This window comes from Prauserella sp. PE36, from assembly GCF_003311655.1.
Taxonomy (GTDB): Bacteria; Actinomycetota; Actinomycetes; order Mycobacteriales; family Pseudonocardiaceae; genus Prauserella_A; species Prauserella_A endophytica.
Map to the genome: position 1 here is coordinate 235,146 of NZ_QEQT01000059.1, position 17,667 is coordinate 252,812.

Sequence of the window (17,667 nt, forward strand, 5' to 3'; positions counted from 1 at the left end):
CTGCCTGATTTCCGTGTGCTGTCAATGGATCGAGTGAGATCTAGACCACTTCTCGTGGGTGTTGTTCACAGGCAGGTGTCCTCTTTGTAGTGACGCACTGGTGAGGAGAACATGAGAGGGTCTTTCGATAGCGGACAAATCGCACACTCTTCGGTTATCTAGTGGTGAGTCCATCGAGCGCGCACCGCGCTTCGCGGTCGCCGGGGACCGCGGACGACTTTCACCGAATGCGAATCGCCTTCGCAACGCTACCTAGGAGAGTGATGCATGACGCGGAACGTTGATCACGACAACAAGGGGAGTGAGGCCGAACGCGCCCGCCCCCGGCTGCCGCTGAGCACCGTCCTGCGCCACGACGTCCCGGCTTCCCTCGTCGTCTTCCTGGTGGCGGTGCCGCTGTCACTGGGCATCGCGCTCGCCTCCGGAGCGCCGATCGTGGCCGGACTGATCGCCGCCATCGTCGGCGGTGTCGTCGCGGGCGCGCTCGGCGGCGCGCCACTGCAGGTGAGCGGGCCCGCCGCGGGGCTGACGGTGGTCATGGCCGAGACGATCAACCAGTTCGGCTGGGTCGTCACGTGCGCCATCACCGTCGCCGCCGGTGCTCTCCAGGTCCTTTTCGGACTGAGTCGCGTCGCGCGTGCGGCGCTCGCCATCTCCCCTGCCATCGTGCACGGCATGCTCGCCGGCATCGGCGTGACGATCGTGCTGGGGCAGCTGCACATCGTGCTCGGCGGCGAGGCGCAGAGCTCCGCCATCGACAACGTGCTCGAGCTGCCGGGCCAGATCATCGACCTCCACGACACGGCCGCGCTGCTGGGCCTGCTGACCATCGCCCTGCTGCTGTTGTGGAGCAGGCTGCCCGCGGTCGTGCGGAAGGTGCCCGCGCCGCTGGCCGCCATCACGCTGGTCACCGTCCTCGCGATGGTCACGGGCGCGTCGGCCGAGCGCGTCGACCTGCCCAGCGAGGTGATGGAGCTCAGCTTCGTGCCGATCTTCCCGGACGGCGGCTGGTTCGACTTCGGTGTCGCGGTGCTGACGATCGCGCTCATCGCGAGCGTGGAGACGCTGCTCTCCGCCGTGGCCGTGGACAAGATGCACACGGGGCCGAGGGCGAACCTGAACCGGGAGCTCGTGGGTCAGGGCTTCGGCAACATGGCCTCCGGTTCGCTCGGCGGCCTGCCGATCACCGGCGTCATCGTGCGCAGCTCCACCAACGTCGCCGCGGGCGCGCGCACGCGGCTCTCGACCATCCTGCACGGGCTGTGGATCGTGCTGTTCGTCGTCGCGCTCGCCGGGGTGGTCGAGAGCATCCCGCTGGCCGCGCTCGCCGGACTGCTGGTGCACGTCGGGGCGAAGCTCGTGAACATGGCTCACATCCGGCAGGTGCTCAAGCACGGCGACCTGCCCCTGTACCTCGTGACGCTGCTCGGCGTCGTGGTGATCGACCTGCTCACCGGTGTTCTCATCGGAATTGCGTTCTCGCTGCTGCTGATGCTGCGCCGCACGATGTGGTCGGGCATCCACGCCGAAGGCAAGGGCAACCACCGGCGGATCGTCGTCGAGGGCGTGCTCACCTTCCTCTCCGTGCCCCGGCTGTCCACTGTGCTCAACTCGATCCCCGAGGGCAGCCACGTCACGCTGGAGCTCGTGGTCGACTACCTCGATCACGCGTCGTTCGAGTGCCTTTCCAACTGGCTGGACGCCCACGAGCGCGGCGGCGGCACCGTGGTGGTCGACGAGATCGGGCACCCGTGGTTCGCCAACGGCAAGTCCGACTCCCCCACCGTGCGCAGGGACGCCGTCGAGCCGTCGGCACCGCGCTGGCTGGCCCCGTGGTCGGAGTGGATGGCCAAGGACGCCGACGTGGAGATCCCCGACCAGCGCACCGAGCCGTTGCGCAGGGGCACGTCGGAGTTCCAGGCCCGCACAGCGCCGCTCGTGCAGGAGACGCTGAGCAGGCTGGCGAGCGGACAGCAGCCGCACACGCTGTTCATCACGTGTGCCGACGCCCGGATCGTGCCGAACGTGATCACCACGAGCGGCCCCGGTGACCTGTTCACCGTGCGCAACGTGGGCAACTTCGTGCCGGAGCCCGGCGACGAGACCGCGGCCGACGACGCGTCGGTGGGCGCCTCCATCGAGTACGCCGTGAGCGTGCTGAGGGTCCGCGAGATCGTGGTGTGCGGGCACTCCTCGTGCGGCGCCATGAAGGCGCTCGTCGGGGATGTTCCCGACGGCATGCCGTCACTGGAGCGCTGGCTCCGGCACGGCGAGCCGAGCAGACGGCGGTACGCCACGGCCGGCACGGTGACACTCGACGGGCAGGTGCCGGACCTCCCCGGCGACCGGCTCGCGCTGCACAACGTGCTCCAGCAGCTCGACCACCTGCGCCGGTACCCGATCATCGCCGAGGCCGAGAGCAGGGGCGAGCTGCGGCTCACCGGCATGTACTTCGACGTCGGAAACGCGCAGGTCCACCTGCTCGACGCCGACTCGTCGGGGTTCGAGCCCGCCGGGACGGAGCGCCCGGTACGGACCGGTGATCGAGTCCGTACCACTCGGTATTAGTGTCGTGAGCCGTGACCGTGCTGGTGATCTCTGGAACGGGGACCGGCGTCGGCAAGACCGTGGTGACCGCGGCGATCGCCGCGCTCGCCAGGGACCGCGGCGACGGCGTGGCCGTGCTCAAGCCCGCGCAGACCGGCGTGGCCCCGGACCAACCGGGTGACCTCGCCGATGTGCGGCGTCTGGCCGGCGACGTCGAGACCCGGGAACTGCGCCGTTATCCGGACGCGCTGTCCCCGGAAGCCGCGGCGAGGCGTAGCGGCCTGCAGCCGGTCACCCCGGCGCAGGCCGCTCGTGCCGCGGGTGAGCTGCACGAGCGGCACGACCTGGTCCTCGTGGAGGGTGCGGGCGGGCTGCTCGTGCGGTTCGACCCGGTCGGCGGGACGCTCGCCGACGTCGCGTGGTCGGTGGGCGCCGCCGTGCTGATCGTGGCCGAGGCCGGGCTCGGCACGCTCAACGCCACCGCGCTCACGGCCGAGGTCGCCACGCGAAGGGGGCTCGACGTGGCCGGCGTGATCATCGGTTCCTGGCCCTCGGTTCCGGATCTGGCGGCGCGCAGCAACGTCGCCGACCTGCCCGTCGCGGCCGGTGCGCCACTGCTCGGCGTCCTCCCCGAGGGGCTCGGCTCCGCCACCAGGGAGGAGTTTCTCGAGGAGGCGCGCCGCGGGCTGTCGCCGTGGTTCGGCGGCGAGTTCGACCCTGACTGCTTCGCCGGAAGCGTCTCCGCCCAGACGTGACGCAGGTCGCTCCGCCGGCGGGGCCGGGCTGCGGGACACTCTGCTCGCACGTGACCTCGCCCGCGAAGGAGCTGCCGTGACGGCCGCGACAACCACGCCGCGCATCCTCTCGATCGCCCGTGAGCAGGTGCTCGAAGGAGGCAGGGGACTCTCCCAGCCGCAGCTGCTCGAGGTGCTGCGCCTGCCCGACGAGCATCTGTCCGGTCTGCTCGCGCTCGCGCACGAGGTGCGGATGCGGTGGTGTGGTCCCGAGGTGGAGGTCGAGGGAATCGTCAGCCTCAAGACCGGGGGCTGTCCCGAGGACTGCCACTTCTGCTCGCAGTCGGGCCGCTTCCCGACGCCGGTGCGCTCGGCGTGGCTCGACATCCCCGGCCTCGTCAAGGCGGCGGAGGAGACGGCGGCCACCGGGGCCACCGAGTTCTGCATCGTCGCCGCCGTCCGCGGCCCGGACGCGCGGCTGCTCGCCCAGGTGCGCGACGGGATCCGGGCGATCCGGGAGTCCGGCAACGACATCCAGATCGCGTGTTCGCTGGGAATGCTGACGCAGGAGCAGGTGGACGAGCTCGTCGCCATGGGCGTGCACCGGTACAACCACAACCTCGAGACCGCGCGCTCGCATTTCCCCGAGGTGGTCACCACGCACACGTGGGAGGAGCGCTGGGAGACCCTGCGGATGGTCCGCGACGCGGGCATGGAGGTGTGCAGCGGCGGCATCATCGGCATGGGGGAGAGCGACGAGCAGCGTGCTGAGTTCGCGGCGCAGCTCGCCGAGCTCGAACCCGACGAGGTGCCGATGAACTTCCTCATCCCGCAGCCCGGCACGCCGTACGAGGCCTACCCGGTGGTCGAGGGCAGGGACGCGCTGCGCGTCGTCGCGGCGTTCCGGCTCGCGATGCCGCGCACGATGCTGCGCTTCGCGGGCGGACGGGAGCTCACGCTGGGCGACCTCGGCGCCGAGCGGGGCATGCTCGGCGGCATCAACGCGATCATCGTCGGCAACTACCTGACCAACCTCGGCAGGCCCGCGCAGCAGGACCTCGACATGCTGAGCGAGCTGAGAATGCCGATCAAGGCGCTCAGCGAGACCCTGTGAACGAGTTCTGCGTGCACTGCGGGCAACCCGAGAGCAGGGACCACACGGCCTGCCGCACACCCCGCGCCTCGCTCGAACCGCCGCGCTACTGCGGGCGGTGTGCTCGAAGGATGATCGTGCAGGTGACGCCGTCGGGTTGGTCGGCGCGGTGCAGCAGGCACGGCGACACCACGTCGGCGACGGCGACCGGTTAGGGTGAGTCACCCCGAGTAAGGATCCGTCGTGGCGCGCGAAGGAGGCCGCGAGTGCCCGAGCAGCAGGCCCAGGCCACCTGGTTCGCGCAAGCGTTCGCCGGGGTGCGGCAGGAGCCGCCGAAGGTGATCGTCAAGGCGGACCTGCTGCCTGCCGTCAGCGTGCTGTCGATGGTGGGCCTGCTGGGCATCCCGCTCGGCTGGATCTGGTCACTGCTGGCGCCGCCGCTGCGCATGCGGGTGCTGAGCGCCGACGCCGATCCGGTGCCCCTGCAGCTGGAGAGCTGGCACCGGTTCGACGACCTGGCGATCTTCGTGCTGATGGGCCTGGTCACCGGGCTGATCGTGGGCGTGGCGGTGTGGTTCCTGCGGGAGCGCAGGGGGCCGGTGGTGCTCTTCGCCGCGGTGGCGGGGTCGTTGCTCGCCGCGTGGCTTGGCGCGCGCATGGGCGTCGCCTTCGCCGAGGGCCGCTACGCGCTGCCGAACCCGCCCGCGGTCGGCGACATCATCGAGAAGGCGCCCGTGCTCGAGAGCGGCTGGACGCTGCTCGCGCAGCCGTTGACCACGGCCTTGGCCTACGGCCTGCTCGCGACGTGGAACAGCCGGGACGACCTCGGCCGTCGCCTGGCGTAGGGACGGGTGCGGGCTAGTTCAGGCTTGGTTTCGAGGCGTTGTCGACTTCCGTGAACGGGGCGGGCACCGCGCGCAGCTCCGACAGGAACCCGGCCTCCCTGGTGAGCAGCTTGCACACCGTGCGCAGCCTGCGCAGCGGGTTGCGCTCCTCCAGCAGTGCCTGCCGGTCGGCCAGCGGCAGCAGGCAGTCGGACGCGAGCAGGTAGGCCAGCTCCTCCGGGCTCGTTTCCGGCGGGGGAGCATCCCAGCCGTCACGCTCCCAGGCCGACGCGCAGTAGCGGTGGTGGGCCGCCCTGGCCAGGTCGCCGAGCCGCGCGGCCACCTCCTCACTGCCGGAGGGCAGCGGGTGGTCGTCGACCCATTCGACGGTGCCGACGAGGTAGGGCGCGGAGCGCGCGTCCATGTCCACCAGCCGGAACCGTCGCGCGCCGGTGGTGACGATGTCGAACCGTCCGTCGGGCAGGCGCTTGGCCTGCCGCAGCCGGGCCGCGCAGCCGACCACGTGCACGTGCTCGAGCTCCTCGACCTCCCTCACCAGCGCGGTCTTGATCGCGACGATGCCGAAGAGGCGGTCGGGAACGGTCTCGGTGACGAGGTCGATGGTCAGCTGACGGTAGCGCGGCTCGAAGATGTGCAACGGCAGATGCGCCCCCGGGAGCAACACGGTCTGCAACGGGAACAGGGGCAGCGTCGTAGTCGTCGTCGGTCTGCCTTCCGGTCTCGAGTCGGCCACGCGTTCACGTTACGGCGTCGGAGCGGGCCGCGCGCGTTCGAGAACGCTTGTCCGGCTTGGGAGATGGCGGTTTGAAGACCGCGAACGGGTCGGTGACCTGCATGTCGTCGTGCGCGAACGAGTACAGCGCCGCGGGCCTGCCACCGGCCTTTCCGGACGGGGCGGTGCAACCGGTCGGGACGAGCAGCCCGCGTCGCGACAGCACGCGCTGGAGGTTGGTCGCCGACACCCGGTAGCCGAGCGCGGCCGAGTACAACCCGCTGAGCGCGGAGATCGTGAACTCCTTGGGCGCCAGCGCGAACCCGAGGTTGGTGTAGCTCAGCTTCGCGCGCAGCCGGTCGCGGGCCCGCAGCACGATCGCCTGGTGGTCGAAGGCGGTGCGGGGCAGCGAGTCCACGGGGTGCCACGCGGTGTCCTCGGGCACCTCGGGGTCTACGCCCCACGGCACGAGTCCGAGGAACGCCGTCGCGACCACGCGCGGTCCCGGAACGCGGTACGGGTCGCTGAACACCGCCAGCTGCTCGACGTGCGTCAGCTGTTGGATGTCGACCTTCTCCGCGAGCTGGCGGCGGATCGAGGCCTCCACGTCCTCGTCCGGCCGGAGCCTGCCGCCCGGCAGCGACCAGCGCCCGACGTGCGGATCGAGCGCGCGCCGCCACAGCAGCACCCGCAGTGTGTCGTAACGCACTTGCAATACCGCCGCAAGAACCTCGTGTGCCAGGGGGTTGTTGCTGTTAATATGAGACCGCACAGTTTTCGATTATAAGGCGAAAACTACGGCAGGCAACCGGAGGATCGACATGACGGTTCAGGCGGAGGCGTTCGTTCCCTACGGGGGTGTGGAGGCCGATGCGGCCTGGGTCGACGAGGTGCGCAGGCTCGCGAAAGAGCGCGACGCGGTGCTGCTCGCGCACAACTACCAGCTTCCCGAGATCCAGGAGATCGCCGATCACACGGGGGACTCCCTCGCGCTGAGCAGGATCGCGGCGGCCAGCGACGCCTCGACCATCGTTTTCTGCGGCGTGCACTTCATGGCGGAGACCGCGAAGATCCTGGCCCCGGAGAAGACGGTGCTGATCCCGGACGCGCGGGCGGGCTGCTCGCTCGCCGACTCGATCACCGGGGAGCAGCTGCGCGCCTGGAAGGCGGAGCACCCCGGCGCCGTCGTGGTCTCGTACGTGAACACCACCGCCGAGGTCAAGGCCGAGACCGACATCTGCTGCACGTCGTCCAACGCCGTCGACGTCGTCGCCTCGATTCCCGAGGACCGCGAGGTGCTGTTCTGCCCCGACCAGTTCCTGGGCGCGCACGTCAAGCGCGTGACGGGGCGGGAGAACCTGCACATCTGGGCGGGCGAATGCCACGTGCACGCGGGCATCAACGGCCCCGAGCTGGCCGAGCGTGCCGCGGCGTCGCCGGAGGCCGATCTGTTCATCCACCCCGAGTGCGGGTGCGCCACCTCGGCGCTCTATCTCGCGGGTGAGGGCGCCGTGGCGCCCGACCGCGTCAAGATCCTCTCCACCGGCGACATGCTGCACGCCGCGCGCGAGACGAACGCGTCGTCGGTGCTCGTCGCCACCGAGGTCGGCATGCTGCACCAGCTGCGCAAGGCCGCGCCCGAGATCGACTTCCGCGCGGTGAACGACCGCGCGTCGTGCCGCTACATGAAGATGATCACCCCGGCCGCGCTGCTGCGTTCGCTGCGCGAGGGCGCCGACGAGGTGCACGTCGACCCGGAGACGGCCGCGAGGGCCAGCGCCTCGGTCCAGCGGATGATCGAGATCGGCAAGCCTGGCGGCGGGGAATGAGCGACCCGGTTATCGACGCGGAAGCGAAAACCGGACAGAACCCCCAGTGGGAGGCGGCCGCCGATCTGGTGGTGCTCGGCAGCGGTGTGGCCGGCCTGACCGCCGCGCTGCGGGCCAGGGAGCTCGGCCTGCGGGTGCTGGTGGTCACCAAGGCGGCCGTCGCCGACGGCAACACCCGCTGGGCGCAGGGCGGCGTGGCCGTGGTCCTCGACGGCGAGCACGGTGAACCCGACCAGGGCGACACGGTGGCCGCGCACGCGGCCGACACCGTCACCGCGGGCGCGGGGCTGTGCGACGACGACGCCGTCGGCACGATCATCGGCGCGGGCCCCGCCGCGGTCGCGCGACTGCGGGGTAGGGGCGCCGAGTTCGACGCCGGTTCCTCCGGCCTCGCTAGGACCAGGGAGGGCGGCCACAGCGCGTTCCGCGTGATCCACGCCGGGGGCGACGCGACCGGCGCCGAGGTGGAGCGCGCGCTCGTCGCCGCGGCGGGCGAGCACGGGATCCCCGTGCTGGAGCGGCACCTCGCGGTCGACGCGCTGCGCACGGCGGCGGGCGCGGTGGCGGGGGTGACGGTGCTCGACCCGGCAGGCGTGCCCGGCGTGCTGCGCGCGCCCGCGGTGCTGCTGGCCACGGGCGGCTTCGGCCAGCTCTACCAGGCCACGTCCAACCCGGAGATCGCGACCGGCGACGGCCTCGCGCTCGCGCTGCGGGCCGGTGCGCTCATCGCCGACATCGAGTTCGTGCAGTTCCACCCGACCGTGCTCTACACGCCGGGCGCGCGGGGCCGCTGCCCGCTCGTCACCGAGGCGGTGCGCGGCGAAGGCGCGGTGCTGCTCGACGGAGCGGGCGAGCGCGTGATGACCGGCGTGCACCCGCTGGCCGACCTCGCACCGCGCGACGTCGTCTCGGCGGCGATCACGCGCCGGATGGCGCAGGCCCCCGGCGGGGTCGACGACCACGTCTTTCTCGACGCCACGGGCATCTCCGGCTTCGCGCGGCGGTTCCCGACCGTCCACGCGGCGTGCCTCGCCGCGGGCACCGACCCGCTGCGTGAGCCGATCCCGGTGACGCCGGCCGCGCACTTCGCGTGCGGCGGCGTGGTGACCGGAACCGATGGCCGCACGGGCGTGACCGGGCTGTACGCGGCGGGCGAGGTGGCCCGCACCGGGCTGCACGGCGCCAACCGGCTCGCCTCCAACAGCCTGCTCGAAGGGCTCGTCGTGGGGGAGCGGGCGGCCGAGGCCGTGGCCGCCGACCTGGCGGCGGGCGTGCTGGCCAAGCCGCGGCACGGGCTGACTCCCGGGGCCGCGTGCGTGCCGGTGGCCGACCGCGACGCGGTGCAGCGCGTGATGAGCCGCTACGCGGCGATCGGGCGCGACGCCGACGGTCTCGCCGCCGCGGGCTCGGTGCTCGACCTGTCGGCCGTGGACTGTCCGCTGTGGACACACGAGGCAGTGGAGGACGCGGCGCTCACGATGCTGGCGCAGGCGTTGCTGGCGGCCGCGGCGCGGCGCACCGAGTCGCGCGGCTGCCACGTGCGCACGGACGCCCCGGAGCGAGACGACGCGACGTGGCGGCGCAGCCAGCTGATCAGGCTCAGCCCGTCCGGCCAGCCCGTGCTGGCGGACCCGGTACTGGAGGGAGCGGCGTGAGGCCACCCGACCTCGACGACCTGCGGCGCGTGGTCGCCACCGCGCTGGAGGAGGACCTGCGCTACGGCCCCGACGCCACCACGGCCGCGACCGTGCCCGAGACGGCCGTGGCCACCGCGGAGCTGACCCCGCGCGTGCCCGGTGTGCTTTCGGGGGTGCCCGCCGCGCTCGCGGTGTTCGACGCCGTGCTCGGCGACGGCTACGAGGTGCTCGCCAAGCGTGAGGACGGCGGTCGCCTCGTCGCGGGGGAGCCCGCGCTCGTGGTGCGGGGGCCCGTGCGCGGCCTGCTTACCGCCGAGCGCACGGCGCTCAACCTGCTGTGCCATCTCTCGGGCATCGCGACCGCGACGGCGGCGTGGGTGTCGGCGGTGGAGGGCACCGGCTGCGCGATCCGCGACTCGCGCAAGACGTTGCCGGGCCTGCGGTTGCTGGAGAAGTACGCCGTGCGCTGCGGCGGCGGCGTGAACCACCGGCTGGGCCTCGGCGACGCCGTGCTGATCAAGGACAACCACGTGGTGGCGGCGGGCTCCGTCGCCGAGGCGCTGCGGCTGGCCCGTGAGCACGCGGCTGGGCTGGCGTGCGAGGTGGAGGTGGACGACCTCGCCCAGCTCGCCGAGGCGCTCGACGCGGGCGCCGACGAGGTGTTGCTCGACAACTTCACGCCCGAGGACTGCGCGAGGGCGGTTCGCCTGCGCGACGAGACGTCGCCGAAGACGCGGCTCGAGTCCTCCGGCGGGCTGCGGCTGGAGAACGCGCGCGCCTATGCCGAGTCCGGTGTGGACTACCTCGCTGTCGGCGCCCTCACCCATTCGGCGCAGGCGCTCGACCTCGGTATGGACCTGAAGTAGAGCGCGGGCCGCCGTCACGGATGCGGCGGCGCGCGCGATTTCCTGTTGGCAGCGCACGGGGTCCGATACCCTGCTCGGGCGCGCGAGGGTGGGGGTGATGCACATGGCGGAACCCGTCGTGGTCGGCGTGATCGAGGATCACCCGCTGTACCGGGAGGCGCTGGCGCGGGTGCTGTACGAGGCCGACGGCGTGGAGCTGGGGGCCGTGGCCGAGTCGGTCGGGCATTTCGCGGCGCACGAGCAGGCTCCTGGCACCGTGGTGGTGCTGGACCTCAAGCTGCGCGGTCTCGCCGACGCGGCGGCGGTGCGGCAGGTGGTGGCCATGGGCTACCACGTGCTCGTGATCTCGGCCCACGCCGGCCAGACCGAGGTGCTCGGCGCCATCTCGGCCGGTGCGCGCGGCTACCTCACCAAGGAGGCGGAAGGCGAGGAGATCCTCGACGCCGTGCGCCAGATCGGTGCGGGCGGCTCCTACGTCTCGCCCGTCCTCGCCTCGTTCGTGCTCGACGCCCAGCGCCAGGTCGGGGCCCGCTCGGAACTGTCGGAGCGGGAACGGCAGGTCCTCGCGCTCGTCGCCGCGGGCGAGCGCGACCAGGACATCGCCGACGCGATGGAGATCAGCGTGCGCACCGTGCGGTCCTACCTCGACCGGATCCGCGACAAGACCGGCCGGCGGCGCAGGCCCGAGCTCACCCGGCTGGCGATCGAGGAAGGCATCACCGCGTCGGGCGAGCCCCGGCACTAGACCCGGCCGCAGTGAAGGCCACCTTGCCTGCGTTCAACGCAGGCAAGGTGGCCTTCACTGCAGGCGGCCGGCCGTGACGGCGAGCCCGTCGAGGTAGTGACCGAGGGCCAGCTCGAACGCCTCGTCCAGCCCGCTGAGGCCGAACGTGCCGGGCTCGGGGTCGCCGAGTTCGGCAAGGCGGGGAAAGTCGCCGCTACGGAGCAACTCCGCTGCTTCGGCCTCGATCGTCGCCCACCACTGCTCATTGCGCAGGCGCGTCTCCTTCTCGGCGTGGAGCTCCCGCAGCGCTCCGAGCGCGAGGCCGTGGACCAGTGCCGGAAGGGCCAGGGCGGCACGCATCCGGGTCCGCGGGTCGAGGTCGAGGTCGGCCAGCGCTGCGAAGGTCCACTCGCTGTGCAGCATCGCCTCCGGCGCGAGCGGTGGCCGGGTCACCAGGGTCAGCTCCGCCAGCCAGGGATGAGACCGGTAGAGCCGCCACTGCAATCGGTACACCGCTTCGAGCCGCTGCCGCCACCCCGCCGGCATCGGGCGCGGGAGCGGGCTGGACCTGAAGACCGCGCGCACCATCAGGATCTCCAGCTCCTCACGCCCCGCGATGTGCCGGTACAGCGCCATGGGAGCCACTTTCAGCACACCGGCCAGCCGGCGCATCGAGATCGCCTCCAGCCCCTCGTGGTCGGCGATCCGCAGAGCGGCCGCGAGGATGCGGCTCCGGGTCAGCGGAACGGGTTCGGGCCGGCGCCCACCGCGCACCACCGTGCCCGAGCCCGTCCGCGTGATCACCACGCCCTCGTCCCGGAGCATCGCCAGTGCACGGCTCGCCGTTGCCATCGCGACACCCCAGTCGCGGACGAGCTGTCGCGTGGACGGGACTCGATCGCCGGGTTTCAGCTCTCCGTTCGCGATCTGCTTGCGCAGTGCGGCCGCGATTCGCCGCGACGGCAGGTCGGTCGGTTCGGGCACAGCACGATCGTACTAGAGCACTTGGCCGCCCGTATCGGGCTTCGGCCAAGTCGTGAAGAGGCGTGAGTGCAGCAAGGACAGGAAGTGCACTGTCCGAGCTACCGCGTTGTGAGTGCGTTAATACGCTGTACACATGACCCGACCCGAGATCCACGCCTACGTCGGCGCGACCGTGATCGACGCGACCGGCGCCCCGCCTCGACCGGACCAGTCCGTGGTCGTCGTCGACCGCACGATCACGATCGTGGGGCCCGCGGCGCAGGTTCCGATCCCGGCCGGAGCTCTGGTGCACGACGTCGCAGGCAAGTACCTCATCCCCGGTCTCACCGACATGCACGTGCACAGTGAGCCGGAGACCGGCGACCCCAGGCATTTCGCCGCGCTGTACATCGCCAACGGCGTGACGGCGATCCGCGAGATGTGGGGCAGGCCCGTGCTGCACGACGTCCGCAGGCAGGTGCGGTCCGGTGAACTCCTCGGGCCACGGATGACCATCGCCAGCCCGCTCCTCGACGGGGAGCCCGCCCTGTGGTCCGACGTCCCCGATGCCCCGGTCGTGCCCATCGGCTCATCCGGCCAGGCACGGCGCGCCGTGGCCGAGGCGATCGACACGGGCGCCGATTTCATCAAGGTGTACTCCCGGCTTTCCCCGGAGGCCTACCGCGCTGTTATCGCCGAGGCACACCGGCGTGACATCACCGTCGCCGGCCATCGATCCGACAACGTGCCGTTCCTGGAGCAGATCGAGTCGGGCCAGCGGTCGTTCGAGCATCTGTTCGGTGGGATCTGGCCTGCCGCGTCACCGGACGTGGACCGGCTCGAAGCCGCGATGGCCCGGATCCAGACGTCCCCGGAGTTCCACCTCGGCAGTTGGCTGAAGCAGGTCACCCAGGTCGAGTGGGACGCGATCGCGTCGTACGACCGTGCCACGGCGAACTCGGTGTTCGAACGGCTCGTCGCCGCCGATGTCGCCTACACGCCGACCCTCGCGGTGCACGCGGTCATCGACCAGCCTGAGTCGATCCGGCTCGACGACAGCCGCATGGACTACCTGGTCCCCGGCACGCCGGAGTCGTGGGACTTCCTGCGAGAGCGGATCTACTGTGGCGGCGGCCGGTCGGCTGAGGAAGCCGCGCGACATCGTGAGCTGCTCGACTGGCGACGCGCGACCGTGGGCGCCATGAACGAGGCGGGGGTGCGGTTGCTCGCCGGTACCGACTCGGTCGGCCCCGGCCTGTTCCCTGGATTCAGCCTGCATGTCGAGCTGGAACAGCTCGTCGCCGCCGGCCTCACCCCGATGCGTGCTCTGCAGTGCGCCACGCTGGAGCCGGCCAGGTTCCTGGGCCGCGAGCACTGGGCCGGCACTGTCGAGGTGGGTCGCGTGGCCGACCTCGTGATCCTGGACGACGATCCACTTGTCGACATTCGGAACACCCAACGGATCCACTCCGTCGTCGTCGACGGCCGGCACGTCGGACCGCGCGAGCGTGCGGAGCTACTGAGGACAGCCGAGCGGATCGCAAGCGAGCAGCCCCTTCCGCAGTGAAGGTGGCCCTCACCGCGGAAGGGGCTCGCTGAGGAAGGGCTAGCCGAGACGGCGGTTCGCCAGCACGCCGGTCGCCGTGCGCGATTTCTCGGCTACGGAGGGGTCGATGTCGGTGACGAGCAGCTCGGGCGCGGCGCCCAGCTGGGCGTGTACCCGGCCGAACGGATCGGCGACCGTCGAGAAGCCGATGCCGGTGGGCGCCTTCGGGTTCACCTCCACGCCCGCTGCCTTCGGGTCGGCCTGCCCGCAGCCCAGCACCCAGTTGCCCGAGTCGAGCGCACGCGCCCTGACAAGGACCTCCCACTGGTCGCGCTTGCCCTCGCCCGCGCCCCACGACGTCGGCAGCAGCACCGCGCTCGACCCGGCCTTCGCGAGCGCCTGGAACAGCTCGGGGAACCGCACGTCGTAGCACGTCGCGACACCCAGCGTGACACCGTCGACGTCCACCGTGACGACCTCGGAGCCGCCCGCGACCGTGTCGGACTCGCGGAAGCCGAACGCGTCGTAGAGGTGGATCTTGTCGTAGCCGCGGTGCTCGCCGAGCCCGGTGATGAGCAGCGTGTTGCGCACCCGCTCGCCGTCCGGGGTGAACATCCCCGCGACCACCAGCACGTCGTGCTCGCGCGCGATCTCGCCGACCGCGCTCGCCCACGGCCCGTCGACCGGCTCGGCCAGCGGGGCGAGCCTGACCCCGAACCGTGCCATCGCCGCCTCGGGGAACACCACCACGCGGGCGCCCTCGCCCGCTGCCTTGGCCGTCCAGTCGCGGATGAGCGTCAGGTTCTCCGCGGGGTCGGCGCTCGACGTGAGCTGGCACAGGGCGATCCGGAGCACGGCAACCTCCTCGCACGTGTCGTCGTGTCGGCAGTATGCCAGCCATCAGGGCCGTGAGCTGGGTGGTCACACTCACCTCGTACCCTTGAGGGCATGTTGAACCGCACCGACCTGCGAGGTCGCGTCCCCGCACCCGGACAACTGCGCGCGGTGCTCCCGCGCGCCGAGGTGGACGTGGACGCGGCGGTGCATCAGGTGCGTCCGGTGGTCGAGGCGGTCCGCGATCGCGGTGTAGAGGCCGCGCTGGAGTACACCGAACGGTTCGACAAGATCCGGCCCACGTCGGTCCGGGTCCCCGCGGCCGAGCTGAAGCGCGCGCTCGCGGAGCTGGACCCGGCCGTGCGCGAGGCCGTGGAGGAGTCCATCGCCAGGGCCCGCGTCGTGCACGCGGACCAGCGCCGGGAGGACGTCACCACGCGGGTCGCCGAGGGCGGCACGGTCACCGAGCGCTGGGTGCCGGTCGGCCGCGTCGGGCTGTACGCGCCCGGCGGGCTCGCGGTGTACCCGTCGAGCGTCGTGATGAACGTGGTGCCCGCGCAGGCGGCCGGCGTCGGCTCGCTCGTGTTGTGCTCGCCGCCGCAGGCGGAGTTCCGCGGGCTGCCGCACCCGACCATCCTCGCCGCGGCCGCGCTGCTGGGCGTCGACGAGGTGTGGGCGGTCGGCGGCGCGCAGGCCGTCGCGCTGCTGGCCTACGGCGGCACCGACACCGACGGCGCCGTGCTCGACCCGGTGGACATGGTCACCGGGCCCGGCAACATCTACCTCACCGCCGCCAAGCGCATGCTGCGCGGCATCATCGGCATCGACTCCGAGGCCGGTCCCACCGAGATCGCGATCCTCGCCGACGAGACCGCCGACCCGGTGCACGTGGCCGCCGACCTCATCAGCCAGGCCGAGCACGACACCCTCGCGGCGAGCGTGCTCGTCACCACCTCGCCAGCGCTGGCCGACGCCGTCGACGCCGAGCTGGCCAGGCGCGTCGCGGCGACCAAGCACAGCGAACGGGTGGGGGAGGCGTTGCGCGGCAAGCAGTCCGGCACCGTGCTTGTATCCACTGTGGACGACGGCCTCGCCGTGGTGGACGCCTACGCCGCCGAGCACCTCGAGATCCAGACCGCCGACGCCGCGGGCGTCGCCGCACGGGTGCGCAACGCGGGCGCGATCTTCGTCGGCCCGTATGCGCCGGTGTCGCTCGGCGACTACTGCGCGGGCTCCAACCACGTGCTGCCGACCGGCGGCTTCGCGCGCCACTCCTCGGGCCTGTCGGTGCAGAGCTTCCTGAAGGGCATCCACGTGATCGACTACAGCGCCGACGCGCTGCGCGAGGTGGCGGGCAAGGTCGTGGCGCTCGCCAACGCCGAGGACCTGCCCGCACACGGCGAGGCCGTGACGGCGCGGTTCCCGGAGGGTGCCGCGTGAGCCCCGCCGAAGCACGTTTTCCCGCTGAGGCGGCATCGGGCGCCGAGGAGGTGACCCTGGAGCAGTTGCCCCTGCGCGAGGACCTGCGCGGCCGCAGTCCGTACGGCGCGCCGCAGCTGGACGTCCCGGTGCGGCTCAACACCAACGAGAACCCGTACCCGCCGCCGCCCGAGCTGGTGGCCGACGTGACCGAGGCGGTCCGGGCGGTCGCGGCGGAGCTGCACCGCTATCCCGACCGCGACGCGGTGCGCCTGCGGGAGGAGCTCTCGGCGTACCTGTCGGTGTCCACGCGCGTGCCGCTGACGGAACGGAACCTGTGGGCCGCCAACGGGTCCAACGAGATCCTCCAGCAGATCCTGCAGGCCTTCGGCGGGCCGGGCCGCAGCGCGCTGGGCTTCGAGCCGTCGTACTCGATGCACCCGATCATCGCCGCGGGCACGCGCACCGACTGGGTGCCCGCGCCGCGCAGGCCGGACTTCACCCTCGACACGGCGCGGGCCGCGGAGATCGTGGCCGAGCGCGCGCCCGACGTGGTGTTCGTGACGAGTCCCAACAACCCGACCGGCGGCTCGATCCCGATCGAGGACCTGGAGGCGGTGCTGCGGGCCGCGCCGGGGATCGTGGTGGTGGACGAGGCGTACGCCGAGTTCTCCTCGCAGCCGAGCGCGGTGAACCTGCTCGACGCCTACCCCGCGAAGCTCATCGTCTCGCGCACGATGAGCAAGGCGTTCGCCTTCGCCGGTGGCCGCCTCGGCTACCTCGCCGCCGCGCCCGCCGTGGTGGACGCGCTGCAGCTCGTGCGCCTGCCCTACCACCTGTCGGTGCTCACGCAGGCCGCCGCGCGAGCCGCGCTGGCCCACGCCGACCAGACGCTCGCGTCGGTGGCCAAGCTCGCCGCCGAGCGTGATCGGGTCGCGGAAGCCTTGCGAGGACAGGGTTTCGCGCCGGTCCCGAGTGACGCGAACTTCGTCCTCTTCGGCCGCTTCGCCGACGCGCCGGCGAGCTGGAAGTCCTATGTAGACAACGGAGTGCTGATCCGCGACGTGGGCATCGAGGGCCACCTGCGGGTCACCATCGGCACCCCTGAGGAGAACGACGCCTTTCTGCGGGCGAGCAAGGAGGTTCCGAGGTGAGCCGGGTAGGCAAGATCGAGCGCACCACGAAGGAGTCCTCGATCCGCGTCGAGCTCGACCTCGACGGCACCGGTCAGGTCGAGGTGGCGACCGGGGTCCCCTTCTACGACCACATGTTGCACTCGTTCGGCGTGCACGGCTCGCTGGACCTGCGGGTGGAGGCCGAGGGCGACGTGCACATCGACGCCCACCACACCGTGGAGGACACGGCGATCGTGCTCGGGCAGGCGCTGCGCGAGGCACTGGGCGACAAGAAGGGCATCCGGCGCTTCGGCGACTGCTGGATCCCGATGGACGAGACGCTCGCGCACGCCGCGATCGACGTCTCCGGCCGCCCGTACTGCGTGCACGTCGGCGAGCCGGAGCAGTTCAACACCTTCACGATCGGCGGCAACTACCCGTTCGTGCTCACGCGGCACGTGTTCGACTCGCTGTCGTTCCACGCGCAGATCGCGCTGCACGTGCGGGTCGAGTACGGTCGCGACCCGCACCACATCGCCGAGGCGCAGTACAAGGCCGTGGCGCGGGCGCTGCGGGCGGCGACGGAACCCGACCCGAGGGCGGGCGGGATCCCCTCCACGAAGGGTGTGCTCTAGATGTCGGGTCAGTGGGTGGCTCTGCTGTTGCTCGCCGTCGCCGGTTTCCTGGCGGGCGGCGTCTGGAGCGCGTGGAAGAACGGCTCCCGCGGCCTCGCGGCAGCGCTCGGCGCCGCCGCGCTGCTGGCGATCGGCGGCGCCGTGGCCTGGCTGGCCTAGGACGGCCCG

Annotated in this window: 18 protein-coding genes; 14 read left to right on the plus strand and 4 right to left on the minus strand. The window is 71.8% G+C overall.

Going from position 1 to position 17,667, the window contains the following annotated elements; translation table 11 throughout:
• Positions 1-267 precede the first annotated feature (267 nt).
• The 5 genes from DI005_RS14725 (at position 268) to DI005_RS14745 (ending at position 5,219) form a co-directional block, all read left to right on the plus strand.
• Positions 268-2,568, plus strand: a complete 2,301-nt coding sequence (locus DI005_RS14725; protein WP_113642474.1) for a bifunctional SulP family inorganic anion transporter/carbonic anhydrase — start codon at positions 268-270, stop codon at positions 2,566-2,568.
• Positions 2,569-2,579: 11 nt separating this feature from the next.
• Positions 2,580-3,302, plus strand: a complete 723-nt coding sequence (gene bioD, locus DI005_RS14730; RefSeq protein WP_112275077.1) for a dethiobiotin synthase — start codon at positions 2,580-2,582, stop codon at positions 3,300-3,302.
• 76 nt (positions 3,303-3,378) lie between these two features.
• On the plus strand, positions 3,379-4,395 hold the full coding sequence (gene bioB, locus DI005_RS14735; RefSeq protein WP_112275079.1) for a biotin synthase BioB: 1,017 nt from the start codon (positions 3,379-3,381) through the stop codon (positions 4,393-4,395).
• On the plus strand, positions 4,392-4,589 hold the full coding sequence (locus DI005_RS38960; protein WP_112275081.1) for a hypothetical protein: 198 nt from the start codon (positions 4,392-4,394) through the stop codon (positions 4,587-4,589). The genes bioB and DI005_RS38960 overlap by 4 nt, the downstream gene beginning before the upstream one ends.
• Before the next feature lie 51 nt (positions 4,590-4,640).
• Positions 4,641-5,219 (plus strand): DUF2567 domain-containing protein, encoded by a 579-nt coding sequence (locus DI005_RS14745; protein ID WP_369973581.1) that lies wholly within the window; start codon positions 4,641-4,643, stop codon positions 5,217-5,219.
• A 13-nt stretch (positions 5,220-5,232) separates the two neighbouring features.
• Here the strand turns inward: DI005_RS14745 and DI005_RS14750 are convergent, their stop codons facing one another.
• Both DI005_RS14750 and DI005_RS14755 read right to left on the minus strand, forming a co-directional pair.
• On the minus strand, positions 5,233-5,952 hold the full coding sequence (locus tag DI005_RS14750) for an LON peptidase substrate-binding domain-containing protein (protein ID WP_112275083.1): 720 nt from the start codon (positions 5,950-5,952) through the stop codon (positions 5,233-5,235).
• A 4-nt stretch (positions 5,953-5,956) separates the two neighbouring features.
• Entirely contained in the window at positions 5,957-6,640 is a 684-nt protein-coding gene (locus DI005_RS14755) for an NUDIX domain-containing protein (protein ID WP_112275085.1), read from the minus strand.
• Between the two features lie 112 nt (positions 6,641-6,752).
• Here DI005_RS14755 and nadA point away from each other — a divergent pair, with 112 nt between their 5' ends.
• From nadA to DI005_RS14775, 4 genes are all read left to right on the plus strand, one after another.
• On the plus strand, positions 6,753-7,760 hold the full coding sequence (gene nadA, locus DI005_RS14760) for a quinolinate synthase NadA (RefSeq protein ID WP_112275087.1): 1,008 nt from the start codon (positions 6,753-6,755) through the stop codon (positions 7,758-7,760).
• Positions 7,757-9,415 (plus strand): L-aspartate oxidase, encoded by a 1,659-nt coding sequence (locus DI005_RS14765; RefSeq protein ID WP_112275089.1) that lies wholly within the window; start codon positions 7,757-7,759, stop codon positions 9,413-9,415. Before nadA ends, DI005_RS14765 begins: the two co-directional genes overlap by 4 nt.
• Positions 9,412-10,263, plus strand: coding sequence for a carboxylating nicotinate-nucleotide diphosphorylase (gene nadC, locus DI005_RS14770; RefSeq protein WP_112275090.1), 852 nt, complete (start codon positions 9,412-9,414; stop codon positions 10,261-10,263). The genes DI005_RS14765 and nadC overlap by 4 nt, the downstream gene beginning before the upstream one ends.
• 103 nt (positions 10,264-10,366) lie before the next feature.
• Positions 10,367-11,008 carry a LuxR C-terminal-related transcriptional regulator gene (locus DI005_RS14775; protein WP_369973582.1) on the plus strand — a complete coding sequence of 214 codons (642 nt, stop codon included), beginning with the start codon at positions 10,367-10,369 and terminating at the stop codon, positions 11,006-11,008.
• Positions 11,009-11,062: 54 nt separating this feature from the next.
• Here the strand turns inward: DI005_RS14775 and DI005_RS14780 are convergent, their stop codons facing one another.
• Positions 11,063-11,971, minus strand: a complete 909-nt coding sequence (locus tag DI005_RS14780; protein WP_113642476.1) for a GntR family transcriptional regulator — start codon at positions 11,969-11,971, stop codon at positions 11,063-11,065.
• 133 nt (positions 11,972-12,104) lie between these two features.
• Here DI005_RS14780 and DI005_RS14785 point away from each other — a divergent pair, with 133 nt between their 5' ends.
• On the plus strand, positions 12,105-13,517 hold the full coding sequence (locus tag DI005_RS14785) for an amidohydrolase family protein (RefSeq protein ID WP_199542803.1): 1,413 nt from the start codon (positions 12,105-12,107) through the stop codon (positions 13,515-13,517).
• Between the two features lie 39 nt (positions 13,518-13,556).
• Here the strand turns inward: DI005_RS14785 and DI005_RS14790 are convergent, their stop codons facing one another.
• A complete protein-coding gene (locus DI005_RS14790; protein ID WP_112275096.1) occupies positions 13,557-14,351 on the minus strand; it encodes a carbon-nitrogen hydrolase family protein in 795 nt (264 codons plus the stop codon).
• Between the two features lie 93 nt (positions 14,352-14,444).
• Between DI005_RS14790 and hisD the strand changes: the two genes are divergently transcribed.
• From hisD to DI005_RS38570, 4 genes are read left to right on the plus strand one after another with little or no spacing between them, the layout of a single operon-like run.
• Positions 14,445-15,770: a histidinol dehydrogenase gene (gene hisD, locus DI005_RS14795; RefSeq protein WP_113642478.1), complete on the plus strand. Its 1,326-nt coding sequence runs from the start codon at positions 14,445-14,447 to the stop codon at positions 15,768-15,770.
• Positions 15,767-16,903: a histidinol-phosphate transaminase gene (locus DI005_RS14800; RefSeq protein ID WP_112275098.1), complete on the plus strand. Its 1,137-nt coding sequence runs from the start codon at positions 15,767-15,769 to the stop codon at positions 16,901-16,903. The genes hisD and DI005_RS14800 overlap by 4 nt, the downstream gene beginning before the upstream one ends.
• The gene (gene hisB / locus DI005_RS14805; RefSeq protein ID WP_112275099.1) at positions 16,900-17,499 is read left to right on the plus strand and encodes an imidazoleglycerol-phosphate dehydratase HisB; all 600 of its coding nucleotides are present in this window, start codon (positions 16,900-16,902) and stop codon (positions 17,497-17,499) included. Before DI005_RS14800 ends, hisB begins: the two co-directional genes overlap by 4 nt.
• Positions 17,500-17,658, plus strand: coding sequence for a hypothetical protein (locus DI005_RS38570; protein WP_170200543.1), 159 nt, complete (start codon positions 17,500-17,502; stop codon positions 17,656-17,658). It begins immediately after the preceding gene.
• Positions 17,659-17,667 lie beyond the last annotated feature (9 nt).

Coding starts and splice junctions, on each gene's coding strand:
- DI005_RS14725 (WP_113642474.1), top strand. CDS start 268: ATGACGCGGAACGTTGATCACGACAACAAGGGGAGTGAGGCCGAACGC.
- nadA (WP_112275087.1), top strand. CDS start 6,753: ATGACGGTTCAGGCGGAGGCGTTCGTTCCCTACGGGGGTGTGGAGGCC.
- DI005_RS14765 (WP_112275089.1), top strand. CDS start 7,757: ATGAGCGACCCGGTTATCGACGCGGAAGCGAAAACCGGACAGAACCCC.
- DI005_RS14775 (WP_369973582.1), top strand. CDS start 10,367: ATGGCGGAACCCGTCGTGGTCGGCGTGATCGAGGATCACCCGCTGTAC.
- DI005_RS14785 (WP_199542803.1), top strand. CDS start 12,105: ATGACCCGACCCGAGATCCACGCCTACGTCGGCGCGACCGTGATCGAC.
- hisD (WP_113642478.1), top strand. CDS start 14,445: ATGTTGAACCGCACCGACCTGCGAGGTCGCGTCCCCGCACCCGGACAA.
- DI005_RS38570 (WP_170200543.1), top strand. CDS start 17,500: ATGTCGGGTCAGTGGGTGGCTCTGCTGTTGCTCGCCGTCGCCGGTTTC.